15 protein-coding genes are annotated in these 17,969 nt (G+C 56.4%); 9 read left to right on the top strand and 6 right to left on the bottom strand.

Annotated elements, in window-relative coordinates; all coding sequences use genetic code 11:
* The first annotated feature begins 433 nt into the window (after nt 1–433).
* The 3 genes from HFM78_RS10400 to HFM78_RS10390 are packed head-to-tail and all read left to right on the top strand — an operon-like array spanning nt 434 to nt 2,847.
* A complete protein-coding gene (locus tag HFM78_RS10400) occupies nt 434–787 on the top strand; it encodes a ferredoxin (protein ID WP_287129379.1) in 354 nt (117 codons plus the stop codon).
* Nucleotides 788–835: 48 nt separating this feature from the next.
* Entirely contained in the window at nt 836–1,438 is a 603-nt protein-coding gene (locus HFM78_RS10395; protein WP_287129378.1) for a photosystem II reaction center PsbP family protein, read from the top strand.
* A 26-nt stretch (nt 1,439–1,464) separates the two neighbouring features.
* Nucleotides 1,465–2,847: a TolC family protein gene (locus HFM78_RS10390; protein WP_287129377.1), complete on the top strand. Its 1,383-nt coding sequence runs from the start codon at nt 1,465–1,467 to the stop codon at nt 2,845–2,847.
* Nucleotides 2,848–2,915: 68 nt separating this feature from the next.
* On the opposite strand, the gene ileS is transcribed toward HFM78_RS10390, so the two are convergent.
* Nucleotides 2,916–5,702, bottom strand: a complete 2,787-nt coding sequence (gene ileS / locus HFM78_RS10385) for an isoleucine--tRNA ligase (RefSeq protein ID WP_396032883.1) — start codon at nt 5,700–5,702, stop codon at nt 2,916–2,918.
* A 132-nt stretch (nt 5,703–5,834) separates the two neighbouring features.
* Between ileS and HFM78_RS10380 the strand changes: the two genes are divergently transcribed.
* Nucleotides 5,835–7,676: a PAS domain-containing sensor histidine kinase gene (locus tag HFM78_RS10380; protein ID WP_287129375.1), complete on the top strand. Its 1,842-nt coding sequence runs from the start codon at nt 5,835–5,837 to the stop codon at nt 7,674–7,676.
* On the top strand, nt 7,663–8,616 hold the full coding sequence (gene thiL / locus HFM78_RS10375) for a thiamine-phosphate kinase (protein ID WP_287129374.1): 954 nt from the start codon (nt 7,663–7,665) through the stop codon (nt 8,614–8,616). The genes HFM78_RS10380 and thiL overlap by 14 nt, the downstream gene beginning before the upstream one ends.
* Nucleotides 8,617–8,619: 3 nt before the next feature.
* Here thiL and HFM78_RS10370 read toward each other — a convergent pair whose 3' ends face one another.
* Nucleotides 8,620–9,081: a peroxiredoxin gene (locus HFM78_RS10370; protein ID WP_287129373.1), complete on the bottom strand. Its 462-nt coding sequence runs from the start codon at nt 9,079–9,081 to the stop codon at nt 8,620–8,622.
* Between the two features lie 99 nt (nt 9,082–9,180).
* Between HFM78_RS10370 and HFM78_RS10365 the strand changes: the two genes are divergently transcribed.
* Nucleotides 9,181–9,681, top strand: a complete 501-nt coding sequence (locus tag HFM78_RS10365; protein WP_287129372.1) for a M23 family metallopeptidase — start codon at nt 9,181–9,183, stop codon at nt 9,679–9,681.
* A 37-nt stretch (nt 9,682–9,718) separates the two neighbouring features.
* Here HFM78_RS10365 and HFM78_RS10360 read toward each other — a convergent pair whose 3' ends face one another.
* Genes HFM78_RS10360 through HFM78_RS10345 form a run of 4 tightly spaced genes read right to left on the bottom strand, consistent with a single transcriptional unit; the run spans nt 9,719 to nt 14,362 of the window.
* Nucleotides 9,719–12,181, bottom strand: a complete 2,463-nt coding sequence (locus tag HFM78_RS10360; RefSeq protein WP_287129371.1) for an ATP-dependent Clp protease ATP-binding subunit — start codon at nt 12,179–12,181, stop codon at nt 9,719–9,721.
* Nucleotides 12,182–12,237: 56 nt separating this feature from the next.
* A complete protein-coding gene (gene rimI, locus HFM78_RS10355) occupies nt 12,238–12,801 on the bottom strand; it encodes a ribosomal protein S18-alanine N-acetyltransferase (protein WP_287129370.1) in 564 nt (187 codons plus the stop codon).
* Nucleotides 12,802–12,830: 29 nt separating this feature from the next.
* Complete coding sequence (gene mraY, locus HFM78_RS10350) at nt 12,831–13,874, bottom strand: phospho-N-acetylmuramoyl-pentapeptide-transferase (protein WP_287129369.1); 1,044 nt, start codon at nt 13,872–13,874, stop codon at nt 12,831–12,833.
* Nucleotides 13,875–13,891: 17 nt separating this feature from the next.
* Nucleotides 13,892–14,362, bottom strand: a complete 471-nt coding sequence (locus tag HFM78_RS10345; RefSeq protein ID WP_287129368.1) for a hypothetical protein — start codon at nt 14,360–14,362, stop codon at nt 13,892–13,894.
* A gap of 104 nt (nt 14,363–14,466) precedes the next feature.
* Here HFM78_RS10345 and HFM78_RS10340 point away from each other — a divergent pair, with 104 nt between their 5' ends.
* From HFM78_RS10340 to HFM78_RS10330, 3 genes are all read left to right on the top strand, one after another.
* On the top strand, nt 14,467–15,042 hold the full coding sequence (locus HFM78_RS10340; protein ID WP_287129367.1) for a hypothetical protein: 576 nt from the start codon (nt 14,467–14,469) through the stop codon (nt 15,040–15,042).
* Nucleotides 15,043–15,111: 69 nt separating this feature from the next.
* Nucleotides 15,112–16,338, top strand: coding sequence for a hypothetical protein (locus HFM78_RS10335; RefSeq protein ID WP_287129366.1), 1,227 nt, complete (start codon nt 15,112–15,114; stop codon nt 16,336–16,338).
* A 294-nt stretch (nt 16,339–16,632) separates the two neighbouring features.
* A complete protein-coding gene (locus tag HFM78_RS10330; protein ID WP_287129365.1) occupies nt 16,633–17,859 on the top strand; it encodes a hypothetical protein in 1,227 nt (408 codons plus the stop codon).
* Nucleotides 17,860–17,969: the final 110 nt, after the last annotated feature.

Here is a 17,969-nt window from a genome sequence, read left to right as displayed (position 1 = left end):
TGCGAGCTTTCTTGGCACACGCCGGATTGACCAACCGGATGCGCCCTCGGGCGAAGGGCTGGGCTAATGCTGTCGCCGAGAGCTGCTTGGGTACGCTCAGACGAGCGTGAGTCAGCCCAGAGCAAGGGCAAAGTCGGGCCACGGCTGGTACAACCATCGGCGCGTGGATAGAAGTGTTTTACAACCGCCAGCGGTTACCTTCCACGGTGGGTTATCTCCCGCCAGTTGAGTTTGAGAAAAGTTACGATGCTGTCCAACAGCAGGTAGCATAAAGTCACTGTCCACTAAACCGGGGCAAGGTCAGCGTCACCGATATTGCCCTCAAGGGAGCCGTCGTGCGGCCCGGTTTGCAGGCTGTGGATGTGGACCAGATAGGATAGCTCTGCAACACTGGCTCACCCAGCACTAAAATTGAGATCCTTTATTCACTACCATGAACCTCACTCAGGCCGCTCAAGACTTACACCTCAATAGCTACCAGTGGCACTTGTTTCTCTGTGCTGATGCCAACAAACCCAAGTGTTGCGCCAACAGAGTCACGCTGGTCGCCTGGGACTACCTGAAACGGCGCGTCCGGGAATTGGGGTTAGATGAGGGGACGCTCATTGTTCAGCGCAGCAAAGTCAACTGTCTGCGCGTCTGCACCCAAGGCCCGATCTTGGTCCTCTACCCCGGCGGCTTCTGGTACCACTCCTGTACCGAACCCGTCTTGGAGCGCATCCTCCAGGAACACATCTTGAAAGGTCAGCCCGTACAGGACTACCTCTTTGCCAAGCCCGCATCCTGATCCCCTCTTGGCTGGTACGATGGCGTGGGACCGACCTTAGGCAAAACAGTGCGTTTGACACGGGTACTGGGATTTAGTTTGAGTGCAGTGGTCTTGGTGGCGTGCGCGGGGCGGCCCAGCAACTTGCCCCAGGGCTTCCAGGAATTTCGCGACTCCAACGAGCGGTTCACCGTCCTCTATCCCAATAACTGGACCTTCCAACCCGGCCCAGACCAGGGGGTAAAGCTCTCAGACCCCGCCGATGCCTCCTACCAATTGACCGTGGCGGTGGGCAAAGTCCCCGCTCAGATCAGGACCAAGGGGAAGCCCACGGACTTGACCAGCGTCAGCCAGTTCAACCGCAGTGAATTTGGACGACGCATTAGCCAGTCGCTGGTCCCCCGCTCCGGGACCCAAGATAGCCAGTTACCCCAGACGGCGGTGGAGATTCGCCGTGAAGCCCAACGCACCGACCCCAAAGGCCGACTCTATTACACCTATGAAATGGTCATCGCCACCGCCGGAGTCTCGCGTCACACCTTAATTACCGCCGTGATTGATCAAGGCTCCCTGTATACCGTTATTGTGGGTTGCAGTGATGACAACTGGCCCAGCCGGAAGGAAAAAGTAATGACCATTGCCGACTCCTTCCAGGTTTTGCCGACATCTTAGGGTGTGTCTTTAGCGGAGGAGTGGTGATGTTCAAAATTGTGGTGTTTCTCATAGTAGCGAGTTCATTAACTAGTGGGGTCTTGGCTCAGGCCGCGATGGAGCTCGAACCTGCCCAGCCCAGCCGTCCCCAGCAACCGATTCAATTACGTATCCAGACCACCCGTAAGCTCTCCTTAAATGAAGCCCTCCAGACCGCTGTGGACCGTAACCCGGTCCTCCTCACCGCCCGTCTGCAAGTGGAACAAGCCAAAGCCCAAATCCTCGTCGTCCAAGCTGCCCTCCAGCCCACGGTGAGTTTTACGACCAGCTATACCTTTGTCCAGAGTTCCCAGACCCGCTTCTCCCAAGGGCTACGGGGTCTACTCTTGGACCGGACTTCTGCCCTTTCCCTAGCCGATGGCAGTAACTTGGCGACAGCCGTCCAGGGTGAATGGCAGTTTTTCAGCTTCGGTGGGGTGCAAGCCCAGATTGAGGCGAGTCAACAGAACCTGATTAGTACTCAATTGGCCCTCGATATCCAAGCCCAGGACCTCAAACTCCAGGTGGCACAAGCTTATTACAACCTGCAACTCCAAGAGAGCAACGTCGATATTGCGGAGTCCGCCGTCCGCAATTCCCAAGCTAGCCTCCGCGATACCCGTGCCCAAGAACGCGCCGGGACCGGAACTCGCTTTGCCGTCCTCCAGGCGGAAGTCCAACTCAGCAACGCCCAACAGCAACTCTTGGGCAACCAGAATCAACGTCAAATTGCCCAGCGCAACCTAGCGAGTCTCCTCAACTTCGAGGTTCCAACGGATATCACCGTGGACCGCGCCGAGCAGACCGGATCTTGGGACTTAAGCCTAGAGGACAGCATTTTTCGTGCCCTCAACGGTCGGTCTGAATTTGACCAACTCGTCGCCCAGCAGAAACAAGCCGAGGCCCAGGCGGAGGCCAACCGCGCACAACTGTTACCGACCTTGAGCTTGACTAGCAGTTTTGACCTCTACCAAGACCTCAACTTCACCGCAGTCCCGCCCGCCAGTGGTTACTCCGTGGGGGTAATTCTACGCTGGAACCTCTACGATGGCGGCGCGGCCTCCGCCCAAGCTGAGCAGTTCCGCCGGAGTGGACAGATTGCCCAAGTCCAGTTCGTTGACCGCAGCAACGTCATCCGATTAGGGGTAGAGTCCTCGTTTTTCACCCTCCAGTCCTCCAGCGAACAGATCACCACTGCCCGCAAAGGCGAAGCCTTGGCCCTGGAGAGTCTACGCTTATCCCGGCTGCGTTTTACCTCTGGGGTGGGGACGCAGTTGGATGTCATCACGGCGGAAGATGCCCTCACCCAAGCCCGCGCCAACCTCGCCCAAGCCATCGTGAACTACAACCTTTCCTTGGCCCAACTCAAACGCTCCCTAAATTTGCTCTAACATCCCGACCGACGCGAACTGCTACTATCCCAAATTTGCCGGTCAGTGTAGCCACTCAGGGGTCTGTTCTAAAATTCCCCGGCTAGGGCGGGGCCGCATCGTTCACAGACCTCTGGGTAGTGGGGGTCTACACCAATTTGTGCAGAGTAGTTCCAGCAACGAGGGCACTTCTGTCCGTCGGCGCGGAGGATTTGTACACGGGTCTCGACTCCGGTCACGAGTTCTACTTGCGAGACAATAAATAGATAGCGCAGTTCTGCTGGGTCCAACGCCAAAGGGGTCGTGAGACAAACTTTAGCTTCTAAGGAAGAACCAATTAGCCGCTCCGTCCGGGCTTCCTCAAGTTTGAGCGTGACTAGGTTGCGGAGGTTGATTAGTTCTTTACCCGTCTGGGCGAGTTCCGGTTGTCGCCAAGCCTCAGAGACTGCGGGCCAACCCGCCAGGAAAACTGAAGGGTAGTCCGTCGGGTAGGGCAGGTGTTGCCAGATATCCTCCGCAAGGTGGCAGAGGACCGGGGCAATCAGCCGGGTCAGGGTCTCCAGGACGTGATAGAGGACGGTCTGGGCACTGCGGCGGCGTGAGCCCTCGGGTGTGCTGATGTAGAGACTATCCTTGGCAATATCCAAGTAGAAGTTAGACAAATCCACCACACAGAAATTCTGAACCGTCTGGTAGAAACGGTAGAACTGGTAGCGTGCAAAGGCATCCGTTACTTCCTCGACCACTTCCGCTAACCGATGCAGGATGTACCGCTCCAGCCGGGGCAGCTCGGCATAGTCCACCGCCGCTAGCGGGGTGAAATCGTAGAGGTTACTGAGCAAATAACGACAGGTATTGCGAATTTTGCGATAAAGGTCGGCCTGTTGGCTAAGCGCAGTGCGGCCCAGACGCATATCGGCGGTGTAGTCCACACTGGAGACCCACAGGCGTAAAACATCCGCGCCGTAGGGGGGGTCTTTTTTCGGGTCCTTGCCGCCGGCAATGACGAGTTGGGGGTCCACGACGTTGCCCAGGGACTTGCTCATCTTGTGGCCTTGTTCATCCAACACAAAGCCGTGGGTAAGAACTGTGCGGTAGGGAGCCTCACCCGAGACCGCCACACTGGTCAGTAATGAGGACTGGAACCAACCCCGGTGCTGGTCCGAACCTTCTAGGTAAAGGTCGGCGGGAGCCTGTAACTCAGGCCGTTGACCCAACACTGCCGCCCAACTAGACCCCGAATCGAACCACACATCCATCGTGTCGCGGCCCTTGCGGTAGGTGTGACCGTCATTGTGGTACCGGGGTGGCAACAGTTCGGCGACGGGCAACTCCCACCAACAGTCCGAACCATGCTCAGCAATCAGCCCCTCGACGTGGGCCAAGGTCTCCGCATTGAGCAAAAATTCGTCCGTGGCCTCGTCATAAAAAACTGGAATGGGTACCCCCCAGTCCCGCTGCCGAGAAATACACCAGTCCGAACGCTCTGCCACCATGCCGACAATCCGGTTGAGCCCGGTCTGAGGAATCCATTGCACGGTCTGGATTGCCTGGAGGGCCTGTTCCCGGAAACTCTCCACCGAGGCAAACCACTGGGTCGTCGCCCGCAGGATGACGGGTTTTTTGGTGCGCCAGTCGTAGGGATATTTGTGGTTGTAGTCCTCAGCCTTGAGGAGAGCCCCGACCAACCCCAGGGCCTCAATCACCGCTGTGTTCCCCTCCCCCAAGACATTCAACCCCGTAAACGCCACGGCTCCGGTGTAGCCCATGGCTACTTCATCGGTAAAATTTCCCAGCGCGTCTACGGGTGAAAGGACCCCCAGCCCGTAGCGTTGCCCCACCACGAAGTCATCGCTGCCATGACCAGGCGCAGTGTGGACCAAGCCCGTCCCCGACTCAGTGGTCACGTGGTCGCCGAGAATTAAGGGTGAAGGACGGTCATAGAGCGGATGCTGAGCCACCAATCCTGCTAAGCTCTCCCCGGTCCCTGTCCAGCGGGGCGTAAGCGGTTCGTCTAGGGTTTTAGCCAACCGTTCCACCAAAGCTTGCGCGACCACGAGCAGGCCCCAAGTCGCCGACTCGACGACAACATAGGTAATGCCGGGGTTAAGGCAGACCGCCAAGTTCCCCGGAATCGTCCAAGGGGTTGTGGTCCAGAGGGCAACGTAGAGCGGACGTTCACCAACTACCGCCGAGAGACCCATGGGCAGGGGTTGGCCCGACTGGACTAAGAAGCGCACATAGATACTGCGAGAAATATGGTCCTCGGGATACTCAAGCTCCGCCTCCGCCAAGGCCGTGCGCGAACTCGGACTCCAATAGACGGGTTTAAGAGCGCGGTAAATATAACCCTTCAGGGCCATTTGACCGAAGACATGGACCTGGGCTGCCTCATAGGTCGGGTTGAGGGTGAGGTAGGGCTGCTCCCAATCGCCCCAGACCCCGAGCCGCCGGAAACTTACTTTCTGTTCGGCGACCGTGGCGAGGGCAAAGGCCCGGGCGCGTTGTCGTAAGCCTAGGGGCGTGAGGGCCTGTCGTTCGGCGGTTTTGAGATTCTGTAGGACTTTTAGTTCAATCGGTAGACCATGGCAATCCCAACCGGGCACATAGTTGACTCGCCGTCCCCTGAGCATCCAGTAACGGTTAATCGTGTCCTTGAGGATTTTATTGAGACCGTGGCCCATGTGCAAACCGCCATTAGCGTAGGGCGGACCATCATGGAGGACGAAAGCCGGGGCCTCTCGTTGCGCTAACGTTTCATAAATCCGCTGGTCAGCCCAGAACTGCTGGAGTTCCGGCTCGCGCTGGGGCGCGTTAGCCCGCATCGCAAAATCCGTCTTAGGTAGATTCACGGGATACTTGCTAGTTTCGCTCACAGTCTGACTTCCGATTTATTTGGTGATTATAACGTGCCTATTCTTAATGAGTAATTATCCTCAGCATCCAAAAGCATAGCTATGATGCCATAGCGAGAGCAAGGAATTTCTTGACAAGGATAAGTTTTAGCAATGACCCTCGCTACGCTCCCACTCCAGGTTCACCATCTCCCCGTGGCTGCGACGTTACGGGAAATTGCCCGCTATTTTCGAGAATATCCTTTAGCCACTGGCATCCTGTTGTTGGAGCAAGCTCCCCAAGCCTTGGTCTCGCGCCGTCGTTTTGACCAATGGCAGCACAAAGGCCGCGACCGGCCCCTCCGTGAACACCCGCACTTGTGGCAACAGACCCGCCAATTCCTGACGCTACTCGGGGACCTCCCTTTGGCTGAAGCCCACCGCTTGGTTCTACAACGCCCTGAGGATGAGGCCCGTGAACCCCTTGTCGTCCATCACAATCACCAATGGACCTTACTCGATCCCTGGGACCTACTGTTGGCCCAAGCCCGGTATGACCCCCATCAGGCACAGTTGACGGCCTTGGTCGAAAATCTACCCATCGAATTTTGGGTGCGCGATAGCCAGGGCCGTTGCTTGATGCAAAACCAAACCTCCATTGAGCAGTGGGGCAATCTTATCGGCACCACCCCGACGGAGGCTGATATTCCCCCCGAGGTCCGCGCCCAATGGCAACAGAATAACCAACGGGCTCAAGCCGGTGAAGTCGTCCAAACGGAAGTGCAGCACAATGGGCGGACTTATCACAAATTAGTCGTCCCGGTCTTGGATAAGACCGGGGCTTGGGGTAGCTTGGGGGTCAATTTTGACATCACCAGCCATCGTCATCTGGAGACGGCCTTACAAGCTGCCGAAGCCCGGTACCGCAGCTTCTTTGAGAACGCCGTTGAGGGTATTTTTCAAGTCCGGGCGCAGGGCTATTACCTGAGTGTCAACCCGGCCCTCGTCCGTCTCTTGGGCTACGACCAGCCCGCTGAACTCCTCACCACGAGTCGGGCCCAGGGTTATGTAGACCCCGACCGCTGGTCGCAACTCGTTGCGGTATTGACGAGCCAAGGCTGGGTGCAACAGTTTGAGTCTGAGGTCTACCGCAAAGACGGAGGCAGGATTTGGGTCTCAGAGAATGTGCGGGCAGTCCATGATGAGCAAGGGACGCGCTACGAGGGCACCATGACCGATATCACTGGAGTCAAACAGGCCCAAGCCCTGCGTCTACAACACCTAGAACAGCAGTTAATTCTAGAACGCGCCGCCGTGCAGATGCGTGAACTCCAGAAACTCAACCAACTCAAAGACGACTTCTTAAGTACGGTCTCCCACGAACTTAGGACCCCAATCACCAATATCAAGATGGCGATCTATCTTTTGAAGGACGCAACCACCCCCGAGCAACGCCAAAGATATCTCCAGGTCCTCGAAGTAGAATGTGAACGCGAGATCCAATTGATTCAAGATCTCTTGGCCCTCCAAGACCTAGAACCTAGTTTCCCCACTCCAATCTCCCTAGCCCAGTGGGTCCCCGAACTCCTCCAGCCCTTTGCAGCGCGTACCCAGCAGCAGCAACAGACCCTCCAGGTTACCGTGGAGCCCGTGTTTCTTGTCTCTGACCGCAATAGTTTGGCCCATATCCTCGTGGAACTGGTCAATAACGCCTGTAAATATACTCCCCCCGGCGGTGCCATCCAAGTCCAAGCCCAACCCGCTCCCTACCCCGCCGCCGTCCAGATCCAGGTCTCGAATACCGGCCCAGAGATCCCCCCCGAAGAATGTGAACGGATCTTTGAAAAGTTCTACCGCATCCCCAGCAGCGACCCCTGGAAACAGGGCGGTATGGGGCTGGGACTCGCCCTAGTTCAAAAACGGGTTTTGCAACTGAAGGGACAGATCACCGTCGCCAGTAATCCCCAACAGACCACATTTGCTGTCACTCTACCTTCTTTAAATGACCACACTTAAGGACTTGGGCGAACAGGGGTTGCTGCGCCGGTTAGCTCCTTTTTGGGCGGCCCCGCACCCTGGGGTCTCCGTCGGCGTGGGTGACGATGGTGCGGTCCTTGCGTTGACGGGTGAATTAGTTGTGACCGTGGACCTCTTGGTGGAAGGAGTCCATTTCAGTCCCACCACGACACCGCCCCACGCGGTCGGCTGGCGCGCCTGTGCCGCCAATTTGTCCGACCTCGCTGCCATGGGTGCGGCCCCCTTGGGGTTGGTGGTAGGTCTGGGTCTGCCCACTGAGACGACCGTGGCTTGGGTCGAGGACGTCTACCGAGGAATTGTCGCCTGTAATCCAGTACCGATTGTGGGCGGGGATACCTGCCGTGCGCCCCACCGGACCTTGAGTATCACGGCTTTAGGACAAGTGGGCAAGGGGCGAGCTTTTTTGCGCTCGGGTTGCCGGGTGGGAGATGTCCTCATGGTGACGGGTCCTTTCGGGGGTTCACGGGCGGGGTTGGCGGTCCTCCAGGACCCTGACCGCTATCAAAATCTCCCCAGTTGGGCCACAGAAGCCGTCATCCGTGCTCATCAGTATCCCGTACCGCGTCTAGATGCTGTGGCCCCCTTACAACAACTCCCCCAGCCCGTCGGCGCAATGGATACCAGCGATGGTCTAGCGGATGCCTTGGTCCAAATGGCCCAGTTAAGCGGGGTGGGTCTTGTCGTGGACCTAACCCAGGTCCCCATCACCAGTGCGACTCGGCTAGTAGCCCAGGAGCAGGCCCTCGCTTGGGCACTCTATGGCGGCGAGGACTTTGAATTGCTGGTGAGCTTGCCCCCCGCAAGCCCTGTAGACTACCCTTTGCAACTAATTGGACGAGTGGTAGCTCAACATCCCGGTGAAGTGCGCGACACCCAAGACCATCCCATCACCCGGATGGCGGCGTTCACTCACTTTTAGGCGTTACCCGTCCCGTTTGCGGGGTTGTTGGAGTTCGCGGAGGACAGTCAAGACCTCACGGCTGTGGCTGAGCGGATTGACCCGGGTGAAGACCCGGCGCAGGAATCCTTGGGGGTCAATGATGTAGGTCTGGCGGCTACCCGTGGGCGCACCGTAGGCCGCACCTAACTCACCGAAGGGGTCCGTGAGTTGGGTCGGACCGTCGCAGGGTGGACCGAGATTCGCCATCGTTACCCCGACCACCCGGGTATTGAGTTTCCCGAAGGTGGGCAAGTCTTGTTCAAACCGCCGCGCCTGGATTGTGCAGCCCGCCTTGGGGTCTTCAGGATAAAAATAAAGCACCAACCAGCCGCCACTGAAGTCCTGCAACTGTAGGTTGTGACCCAGACTACTGGGTAAATTAAAACTTGGGGCGGGCTGGCCCACCCGGGGTGAGGCCCCCACCGGTAAAATGAACAGGGTCATAAGAACGATGCAAAAAAACTTGGTCACAGATAATTCCCAGCTTCTCTGGACAAAATACCCGATTTCGTCCACATTATCTCTAGGTTGTCAGGATAAAAAATGTTAGCACGGTTGGTGTGTTGCTGGTTGCTACTGGCCTTACCCGTCGCCGCCGGGGTCAAGGACCAAGACCCCGACCCTTGGCAAAAACTATCCTTCCCGGTAGATAGCTTCAAGCGAATCTCCTCAGCCTTCGGCTGGCGTAGCAATGCCACCACGAATAAGGGGACGGAGTTTCACAGTGGACTGGATCTTGCGGCTCCCCAAGGTGCCTACATCCGGGCCTGGGCCGATGGCTTAGTTCAAAAAGTGGCCTACGATCCCCGCTGCGGCTGGCAGGTGAGTGTAGACTCCAAGCCTTGGACCCATACCTACTGCCATATCAGTGCCGTCGCTGTTAAAGTCGGGGATGTTGTACGGGCGGGTCAGGTCATTGCAGCCGTGGGGGCCACTGGACGGGCCACCGGACCCCATCTCCACTGGACCCTGCGCTACAACGGTGAATTGGTGGACCCCTATCAAGTCCTATTACAGATGCAGCAGGCTTGGCAAAAAAAATAGGGGCGAGGACCAGCCCCGCCCCTAAATCAATCAGTAACTAGTCAGCCGCTGCCAACAGTTTGCGTTCCGAGTGCTGGAACACGGCTGTGCCCTTGTCATCCAGATCGACCACGACGGTCTGACCATCGCGGATACGGCCCGACAACATCTCTTCAGCAAGCGCGTCCTCGAGGAGCCGCTGGATCGCCCGGCGTAAGGGCCGTGCGCCCATGCTGGGGTTGAAGCCCTCGGCAACTAGCTTCTCCTTGAACTTCTCGGTGACTTCCATCTTGATGTTCTGGGCATTCAGACGGACAATTACTTCCTTGAGCAGAATGTCGGCAATCTGCTTGACCTCATCGCGGGTCAACTGACGGAAGACGATGATCTCATCCAGACGGTTCAGGAACTCGGGGCGGAAGAACTGTTTGAGTTCTTCGTTAACCAAGTTACGGATGTTTTGGTAAATTTGGTCCGTCGCCTTGCCCGGATCAAAGAAACCAATCTTCCCGCCGCCCTTCTCGATGACCTTAGAGCCGATGTTGGAGGTCATGATGAGCAGGGTGTTTTTGAAGTCCACAACCCGGCCCTTGGCATCGGTCAACCGACCATCTTCCAGGATCTGCAACAGGGCGTTAAACACATCCGGGTGAGCTTTTTCGATCTCGTCGAAGAGAACGACAGAGTAGGGACGACGACGAACCGCCTCAGTCAACTGTCCGCCCTCGTTGTACCCGACATAGCCGGGAGGTGAACCAATCAACTTGGAGACCGTGTGCCGCTCCATGTACTCAGACATATCCAGACGGATCATCGCCTCTTCAGAACCGAAGAAATAGGCCGACAGAGCCTTGGCAAGCTCGGTCTTACCCACCCCAGTGGGACCGGAGAAGATGAAGGAAGCAATGGGCCGCTTGGGGTCCTTTAGACCGACCCGGGCGCGACGGATGGCGCGGGAGATGGCCTTCACCGCTTCGTCCTGACCGATGATGCGGTTGTGGAGGACATCCTCCAAGTGCAACAGCTTCTCGGACTCAGATTCCGTCAGTTTCTGGACGGGCACCCCGGTCCAGGAGGAGACGATATAGGCGATATCTTCCTCGTTGACCTCGGGCATCTCATCGTTGGCGGTCTCGGCCTTGTGGGTCTGAGTCAGGCCCTTAATCTCATTTTTGATGCTCATCTCGCGGTCGCGCAGGGTGGCAGCCCGGTCGTAGTCCTGAGAACGGACGGCATCATCTTTTTCACGCATAATCCGCTTGAGCTCTTTGTCGAGTTCCTTGGCGGAGGGAGGGAGCTGAGAAGCGCGTAACCGCACTCGCGAACCCGCTTCGTCCACTAAGTCAATCGCTTTATCCGGCAAGAAACGGTCAGCGATATAACGATCCGACAACTGAGCCGCTGCTTCGATCGCATCGTCGGTGATCCGCAACTTGTGGTGCTTCTCATACCGTTCGCGGAGTCCACGCAGGATCTCAATGGTCTCGTCAACGCTGGGTTCGCCGACCTTGACCATCATGAAACGGCGTTCGAGGGCCGCATCGCGTTCAATGTGTTTACGGTACTCATCCAGGGTGGTTGCCCCGATGCACTGCAATTCACCCCGCGCCAAGGCCGGTTTGAGGATGTTGGCTGCGTCAATTGCGCCTTCAGCCGCCCCGGCTCCAATCAGGGTGGGGACTTCGTCAATCACCAGGATTACGTTTCCGGCGGTACGAATCTCATCCATGATCTTCTTGAGCCGCTCTTCAAACTCGCCCCGGTACTTGGTTCCGGCGACCAAAAGCCCGATATCTAGGGTAACAACGCGCTTGCCTAAGAGAACTTCAGAGACATCTCCGGCAGCAATGCGTTGGGCCAAGCCCTCGGCAATCGCGGTCTTACACACGCCCGGTTCGCCGACCAAGACGGGGTTATTTTTGGTCCGACGGCCTAGGATTTGCATGACCCGCTCGATCTCATTCTCGCGGCCCACCACAGGGTCCAACTTCTCATCAATGGCCTGTTGAGTGAGGTTAGAACCAAACTCGTCTAGGGTCGGGGTTTTGGTGCGCCCGCTGCCACCACCACCGGCGGAGACCTCAGCCGTCTCGCCCAACATCCGAATCACCTGGGTCCGCACCTTGGAGAGGTCTACGCCTAGGTTTTCGAGGACCCGTGCGGCAACACCCTCACCTTCGCGGATCAAGCCCAACAGCAGATGTTCCGTGCCAATATAGTTGTGGCCTAACTGACGGGCCTCTTCAAGGGAGAGCTCTAGGACCCGTTTCGCACGGGGCGTAAAGGGGATTTCCACGGCGACGAACCCGGAACCACGTCCAATTATTTTTTCAACTTCGACTCTGGCATCCTTGAGATTAACCCCCATGGACTTCAGGACTTTGGCAGCAACCCCAGTGCCCTCTCCAATCAGTCCCAAGAGAATCTGTTCAGTGCCCACAAAGTTGTGACCGAGACGACGGGCCTCTTCTTGAGCCAACATGATGACCTTGATGGCTTTCTCTGTAAATCTTTCAAACATGCGGCCTTCCCCTCTTGTGAGCGTGGAGATGAGTCTATCTTAACATAACTTGACCTTTAGCCAAGATTGCCAGCCCCTAGGGGGATAGGCTCCCAACCCTGGACCTGGATGGCTTGCCAGAGATGGGTTCTACGTTCGATCATAGCTTGTTTACTCTCAATGCTCTGTAACTGGGGGAGCCATAGGACTAATGCATCCTCGTTGTCAGGATAATACTGTTTGCGTCGTCCGATCGCACTGAACCCATATTTACAGTACAGAGCTAGGGCCGATTGATTCGAGGGCCGGACCTCCAGGGTCAGCCAGTGGGAGCCCATCCGTTGACAATGGTCGAGGGCCAACCAGAGGGCCAAGGCCCCCAAATTGCGTCCCCGCCAGGGCGGGTCTACCGCTAGGGTCGTGAGGTGGGCCTCATCTAAAACTCGCCAGACTCCGTAGTAGGCAACCACCAAGTCCGCCTCCCGTAAGGCCCACAGCCGTTGCACAGGCTGGTTAAGTTCTTCTTCAAAAGTATGACGGCTCCAATAGCCTTGGAAACAAGCCTGTTCGATCTGGACTACCCGCTCCAGATCTGCCAGGGTCAACGGCCCGTGGCTAAGCTTCACGGACATAGTAGACATTTAAGATAAACAATGGGGTTCATTTCACTTTAATGCAGCCCAGTCAACCACACTGCTACAACCGCCAAAACCAGCGATATCCCGTAGAGATAGCTGACCACCTGAGTCTCAGACCAACCGCTCAACTCTAGATGGTGGTGCAAGGGGGCCATCTTCAGTAACCGCTTCCCCTTACCATCGGCTCCCTTGGTGGCCTTGTAGTAGCTGACTTGGAGGAGGACTGAGATAGCTTCCGCCACAAAAACCCCGCTGATGATGAGTAGTGGTAATAGTTGTCCGCTGGTCAGGGCCACCCCCGCCAAGAAACCACCCAAGGCCAAAGAACCCGTATCCCCCATGAAGACGCGTGCTGGGTTGTGGTTATAGACTAAAAACCCTAGACAACAACCCACCATCACCCAACAACTCATCGCCAGAGGTGCGGGAACCACTAGTCCCAGAGCCGCCGCCGCAATCGCCCCGGTCCCTGCCGCCAGCCCATCCAGGCCATCGGTTAGGTTCACTGAGTTGCTGGTTGCAGTCAGAACGAAGAGCGCGAGGGGCCAAAACAACACGCCCAACGCTAGCCAGGGCTCCCCGGCAAAATTCCGTAAAACCGTCGGCTGACCCGTAAGGGCCAGGTATAGACAAAATACCCCGCCCCCGGCAAGCAATAATCCCATCTTGAGTCGGGCGGAGATGCCCCTGGGTCCCCCTGGACGGCTCGTAATCACCTGCCAGTCATCCCAGAACCCGACTAGTCCATAAACCAGGGTCAAGGCACTAACTGCCCACACCCGGCTATCTAAGGTCCATAAGGGCAATACCAAGGCCGGGGGAATCCAAAAAGCTCCCCCCATCGTCGGGGTACCGCCTTTTTGTAAATGGGACTGGGGACCATCGCTGCGGATCACCTGCCCAGTCTTGAGCCGTTGCAGGACTGGAATGCCCACCCATCCCAGCAGGGCCGTCACGATAAACCCAGCCAACAACGAGATGAGGGCAGTCGGCCTCAGCCAGAGGAGGGCCCCGACAATAGCGCACCCGCACCCGAGGGCAGTGAGCTTACCGTAAACCGTGGCTTGTTTGGGCATCTTTTTTATTGGTGTGTTTAGCTGGTGGGTTGATAGTTGGCTAGGTGGGTAGTCAGTTCACCGAGGATCTCGACGGACTCTTGGTTGGCGGGGACGATCCCAGCCACAAGCCATTGCCCGGTGCTGTGTTCGAGGAGGACGGCGTTGGTGTTTTTGAGGGTGACGAAGCCGCTGCCGCGTACCATTTGTACTTTTACCACCGCGAGGTCAGCTTTGGTTTGGGTTTCAAGGATGGTAAAGGTATCGAGGGGCAAGCCTTGATTTAACAGGTCGGTGAAAGCTTTATTGAAATCTACGGTCACGGTATTTTGACAGTTGCCCACTTCTAGGGGACGCGAGAGTAGGCCCAACTCGGTCTGGTCATTGATTTTGGTGGCTTCTAGGTATTGGCGGGTCGTCTCCTCGGGGGAGCGAAACCAGGATTGGGCTTGTTCGGTAATCGTGCAACCGGACAAAAACACTAGCAGGAGAAGACGTAGGACGTACATAGTGATCACCTAAGTTTCATCTATAGGGTACCCCTGATTCTATCTCTGTGCGGATGGTCTAGATGCGCCTCTTCCCTATGCTGGGGTGACATTCTGGAGGTGACATGCTCTATCTACTTGGTTACGCGCTATCGAAACCCCTGGCTGAGTACCCGGAGTTGGTTGAATTCATTGACCGCCACACCCCGGAAGCGCACGTCATGGAGAATTTGTGGTTGTTGAGGATTGCTGACCTGCCCTATAACCTCCAACATGACCTCAAGGGTTATCTGGGTCCCCAGGATAGTTTTTATCTGGTAGATGTCTCAAAATCCATCATGGCTTGGTCGGGGCTTGAAGCTGAGGTGGCAGAATTCATCGGACTCTATACCGATGCCGTGCTCCAGGATGTAGACCACGAACTATTGACGGTGGCCTCTGATGGACCAATGGACTTGGCTAAATTGACGGACCTGGGTGCTTGGCGGCCCATCTTCAATAACCTCTGGCATCTGGAGACCGACCGTACGCCGGAAATGGTCTCCAGTCAAATCCGCACCGCTTTGGGCGACGGCCCGCGTATCCTAGTTGCCGATGTGTCTCTAGCCCCGGCATCTTGGTCCCACCTCCCTGAGGAAAGTGCTTACGCTGCCGTGGTCTATACCCGTAAAGAAATAGGTACCCAACTCCAAGAGTTTTAACGTCTTCCCAGTGACTGACAATACCCGAGTATTAAGGTACTTTGGCGGAGTCACTGACGGGAATCAGACATGAAAAACGTAAAGTTTTGGCTTTGGCTAGTGCTGTGGGTCCTCTGGATGGTACCGGTACTGGCCCAAGCCATCGAAGACCCCGGTAGCTACCCCGTGGGTTGGCGCGACGTGGTTTTTATAGATGAAAACTTTGACCGGGGTTCAATCCGGGGCCGCATCTACTACCCAGCCTTAAGTCCAGGCCGCGATGCTCCCCCCAATACTGCCTTGGGTCCCTATCCTCTGACGGCATTTAACCATGGGTTTGCCAGTAGTCCGCTGAACTATGAGGAACTGAATACCCATACTGCCAGTTGGGGGTTTTTGGTGGCCTCAATTGGTACACAAGTTGCCGTTAATGCCACGATGCAGAACGAGGCCCGTGATAGTCGCGCCTTATTACATTGGGTGGAGGACCAGTCTAAAGACCCAACGAGTTTTTTGTACCAAATGAGGCGGGCTGGCGATTGGGGTGCGGTTGGGCATTCCATGGGCGGTGGGTCTTTGCTGTACTTGATTGACTATGAACCACGGGTCCGCACGATTGTCCCGCTTCAGCCCTACCGGGGACTGGCTGTGGGCACGAGTTTTGAGGGGAGTAGAAATCTCACTACCTACACGGGGGCTGCTTTTTTTGTGTCGGGCAGTGTGGATGATATTGTCCCCCCGGTATCGGTTGAGGCTTACTTCCGAGAGGCTGTCCTCGCCCGTCGTAACTTCTATACCAGTGTTTTAGGTGCAGGCCATAACGGAGCTAGTGACAAGACCTCTAAGACTGAACCCCTATCGCAGGAGGAGCAGCAACGGTTACATCGCCGTCTCGCCACAGGGTTCCTAAGAGCGGAGATGCTGGGTGAACAGAACCTCTATGTGGACCTCATGGGGGAGGGTGCCCGTAGCGAACCCCTGGCGCAGGAGTCCGCTAGCCTAGAACCCGCCCTATGGGTTGCCCCGAGTCGTATCCCCGGGAGTCTGGTGGTGGGTATGGCCGGGGCTAGGGATCAACAAGGTCAACTCGCGGCCTCAACCGCTACGGTCCAAATCCCGACCAAGTTTGGTCCACTAGGTCTGGATCTAGACCTCGGCGGTATTTTTAAGGAGGGTGGACTGCGGTTCAATGGTGTGCTGGAAGGGGAGTTTCCGCTGGCAGGCTACAGTTCTGGGAGTAGTTTGTACTTCCAGGGACTTGCTCAAGATGACAGTTCCGGTGCCTTGACTCGCGTAGATACCTACGTCGTTCCCTAGCTTCACCCTTCGCGCTAGAGTTTGATACCAATAGCTCGGTCTGACCTTGTGATGGTAAGGCCGAGTTTTTAAAAAGAGCATCCCTGAGCCGATGATTTACTTACTTAAAGCACGTATTTCAGCGTAGAACTCTATGCATTTAACTCGAAGCTGTAACTTTTCACGCAGTCTTCCACGTACATTCTTACTAATAGTTAGGCCTTTAAATCTGGCAGTTTATACGTATTCCCTGCGAGTGAAACTCCGGGTAGAAATAGTAGGGTACTTTAACGAAGTTACTGGCTGGAGTTAGCTATGAAAAACTTGACTTGGCTTTGGCTAGTCGTGTGGGTCCTCTCGGCAGCCCCCGCACTGGCGCGGGCCATTGAAGATTATGGTAGCTATCCTGTGGGCTGGCGCGATGTGGTTTTTGTTGATGAGAACTTTGGACGCGGCTCCATCCGGGGACGGATCTATTACCCAGCCTTGAAATCGGGCCCTGATGCTCCCCCTAACCCAGACCTGGGTCCCTATCCCTTGACGGCATTCCAGCATGGGTATGCCAGCAGTCCTTTGAATTATGACGAACTGAATATCCACACGGCTAGTTGGGGGTTTGTAGTAGCCTCAATTGGTACACAAGTCGGTAACAATGCCACGCGTCAAGATGAGGCCCGTGATAGCCGCGCATTATTACATTGGGTGGACGATGAATCTAGAAACCCAGCGAGTTTCTTGTATCAGATGAGTTGGCAAGGGCAGTGGGGCGCGGTCGGGCATTCTATGGGGGGTGCGGCTTTGATGTACCTGATTGCCTACGAACCCCGTGTTAGCACCATTGTCCCGCTCTCACCGGCCCGGGGACCGCGCTCCGGCGGTAGTATCGAGGGGAGTGAGAATCTCGCCATCTATACGGGATCTGCTTTTTTTGTGTCAGGGGATGTGGACACGATTGTACCTAAAGAGTGGGTCAGGTCCTACTTTGAGGAAGCGGTCCTTGCTCGTCGTAATTTCTATACCAATGTCTTAGGTATGGGGCATAACGGACCCAGCGACAATGTGCCCAACTCTGAACCGCTACCGGCAGAGGACCAGCAACGGTTAAATCGTCGTTTCGCAACCGGTTTCCTACGAGCGGAGATGCTGGGTGAGCAAAATCTCTATGTGGATCTCATGGGTGAAGGTGCCCGAGTGGAGCCCTTAGAGCAAGAGTCCGCGAGTCTAGAGCCTGCCCTTTGGGTGGCTCCAAGTCGCTCTAAACCCGGTGTCCTCGTGGTAGGTATGGCAGGCACTCGGGGCCAAGAGGGTCAATTCGGCTACTCGACGGCCCTCGCTGCGGCGGTAACGCCGTTTGGTGTACTCGGTTTGGACCCGGAACTCGGCGATTTTTCTGAGGAGGACAACCTGCGATTCAATGGTGTGCTAGAAGAGGAGTTTCTGCTGGCGGACTACAATTCTGGGAGTAGCTTGTACTTCCAAGGTCTGGCCCAGGATGACGATTCCGGTACCCTGACTCGTGTGGATACCTACATCATTCCTTAGGTACTCCGACTCCACGCGGAACTCCAGGCTGCTCGCCGTAGGTGCATAGCTAAAAAGAAACAGGCCACCTCTTTCAATAAAAGAGGTGGCCTGCTAGTGGTTAAGTTACG

Source organism: Candidatus Cyanaurora vandensis (genome assembly GCF_013285555.1).
Classification (GTDB): Bacteria; Cyanobacteriota; Cyanobacteriia; order Gloeobacterales; family Anthocerotibacteraceae; genus Cyanaurora; species Cyanaurora vandensis.
Note: the sequence above shows the minus strand (reverse complement) of the source record. Positions and strands in the feature narration are given on the sequence as shown.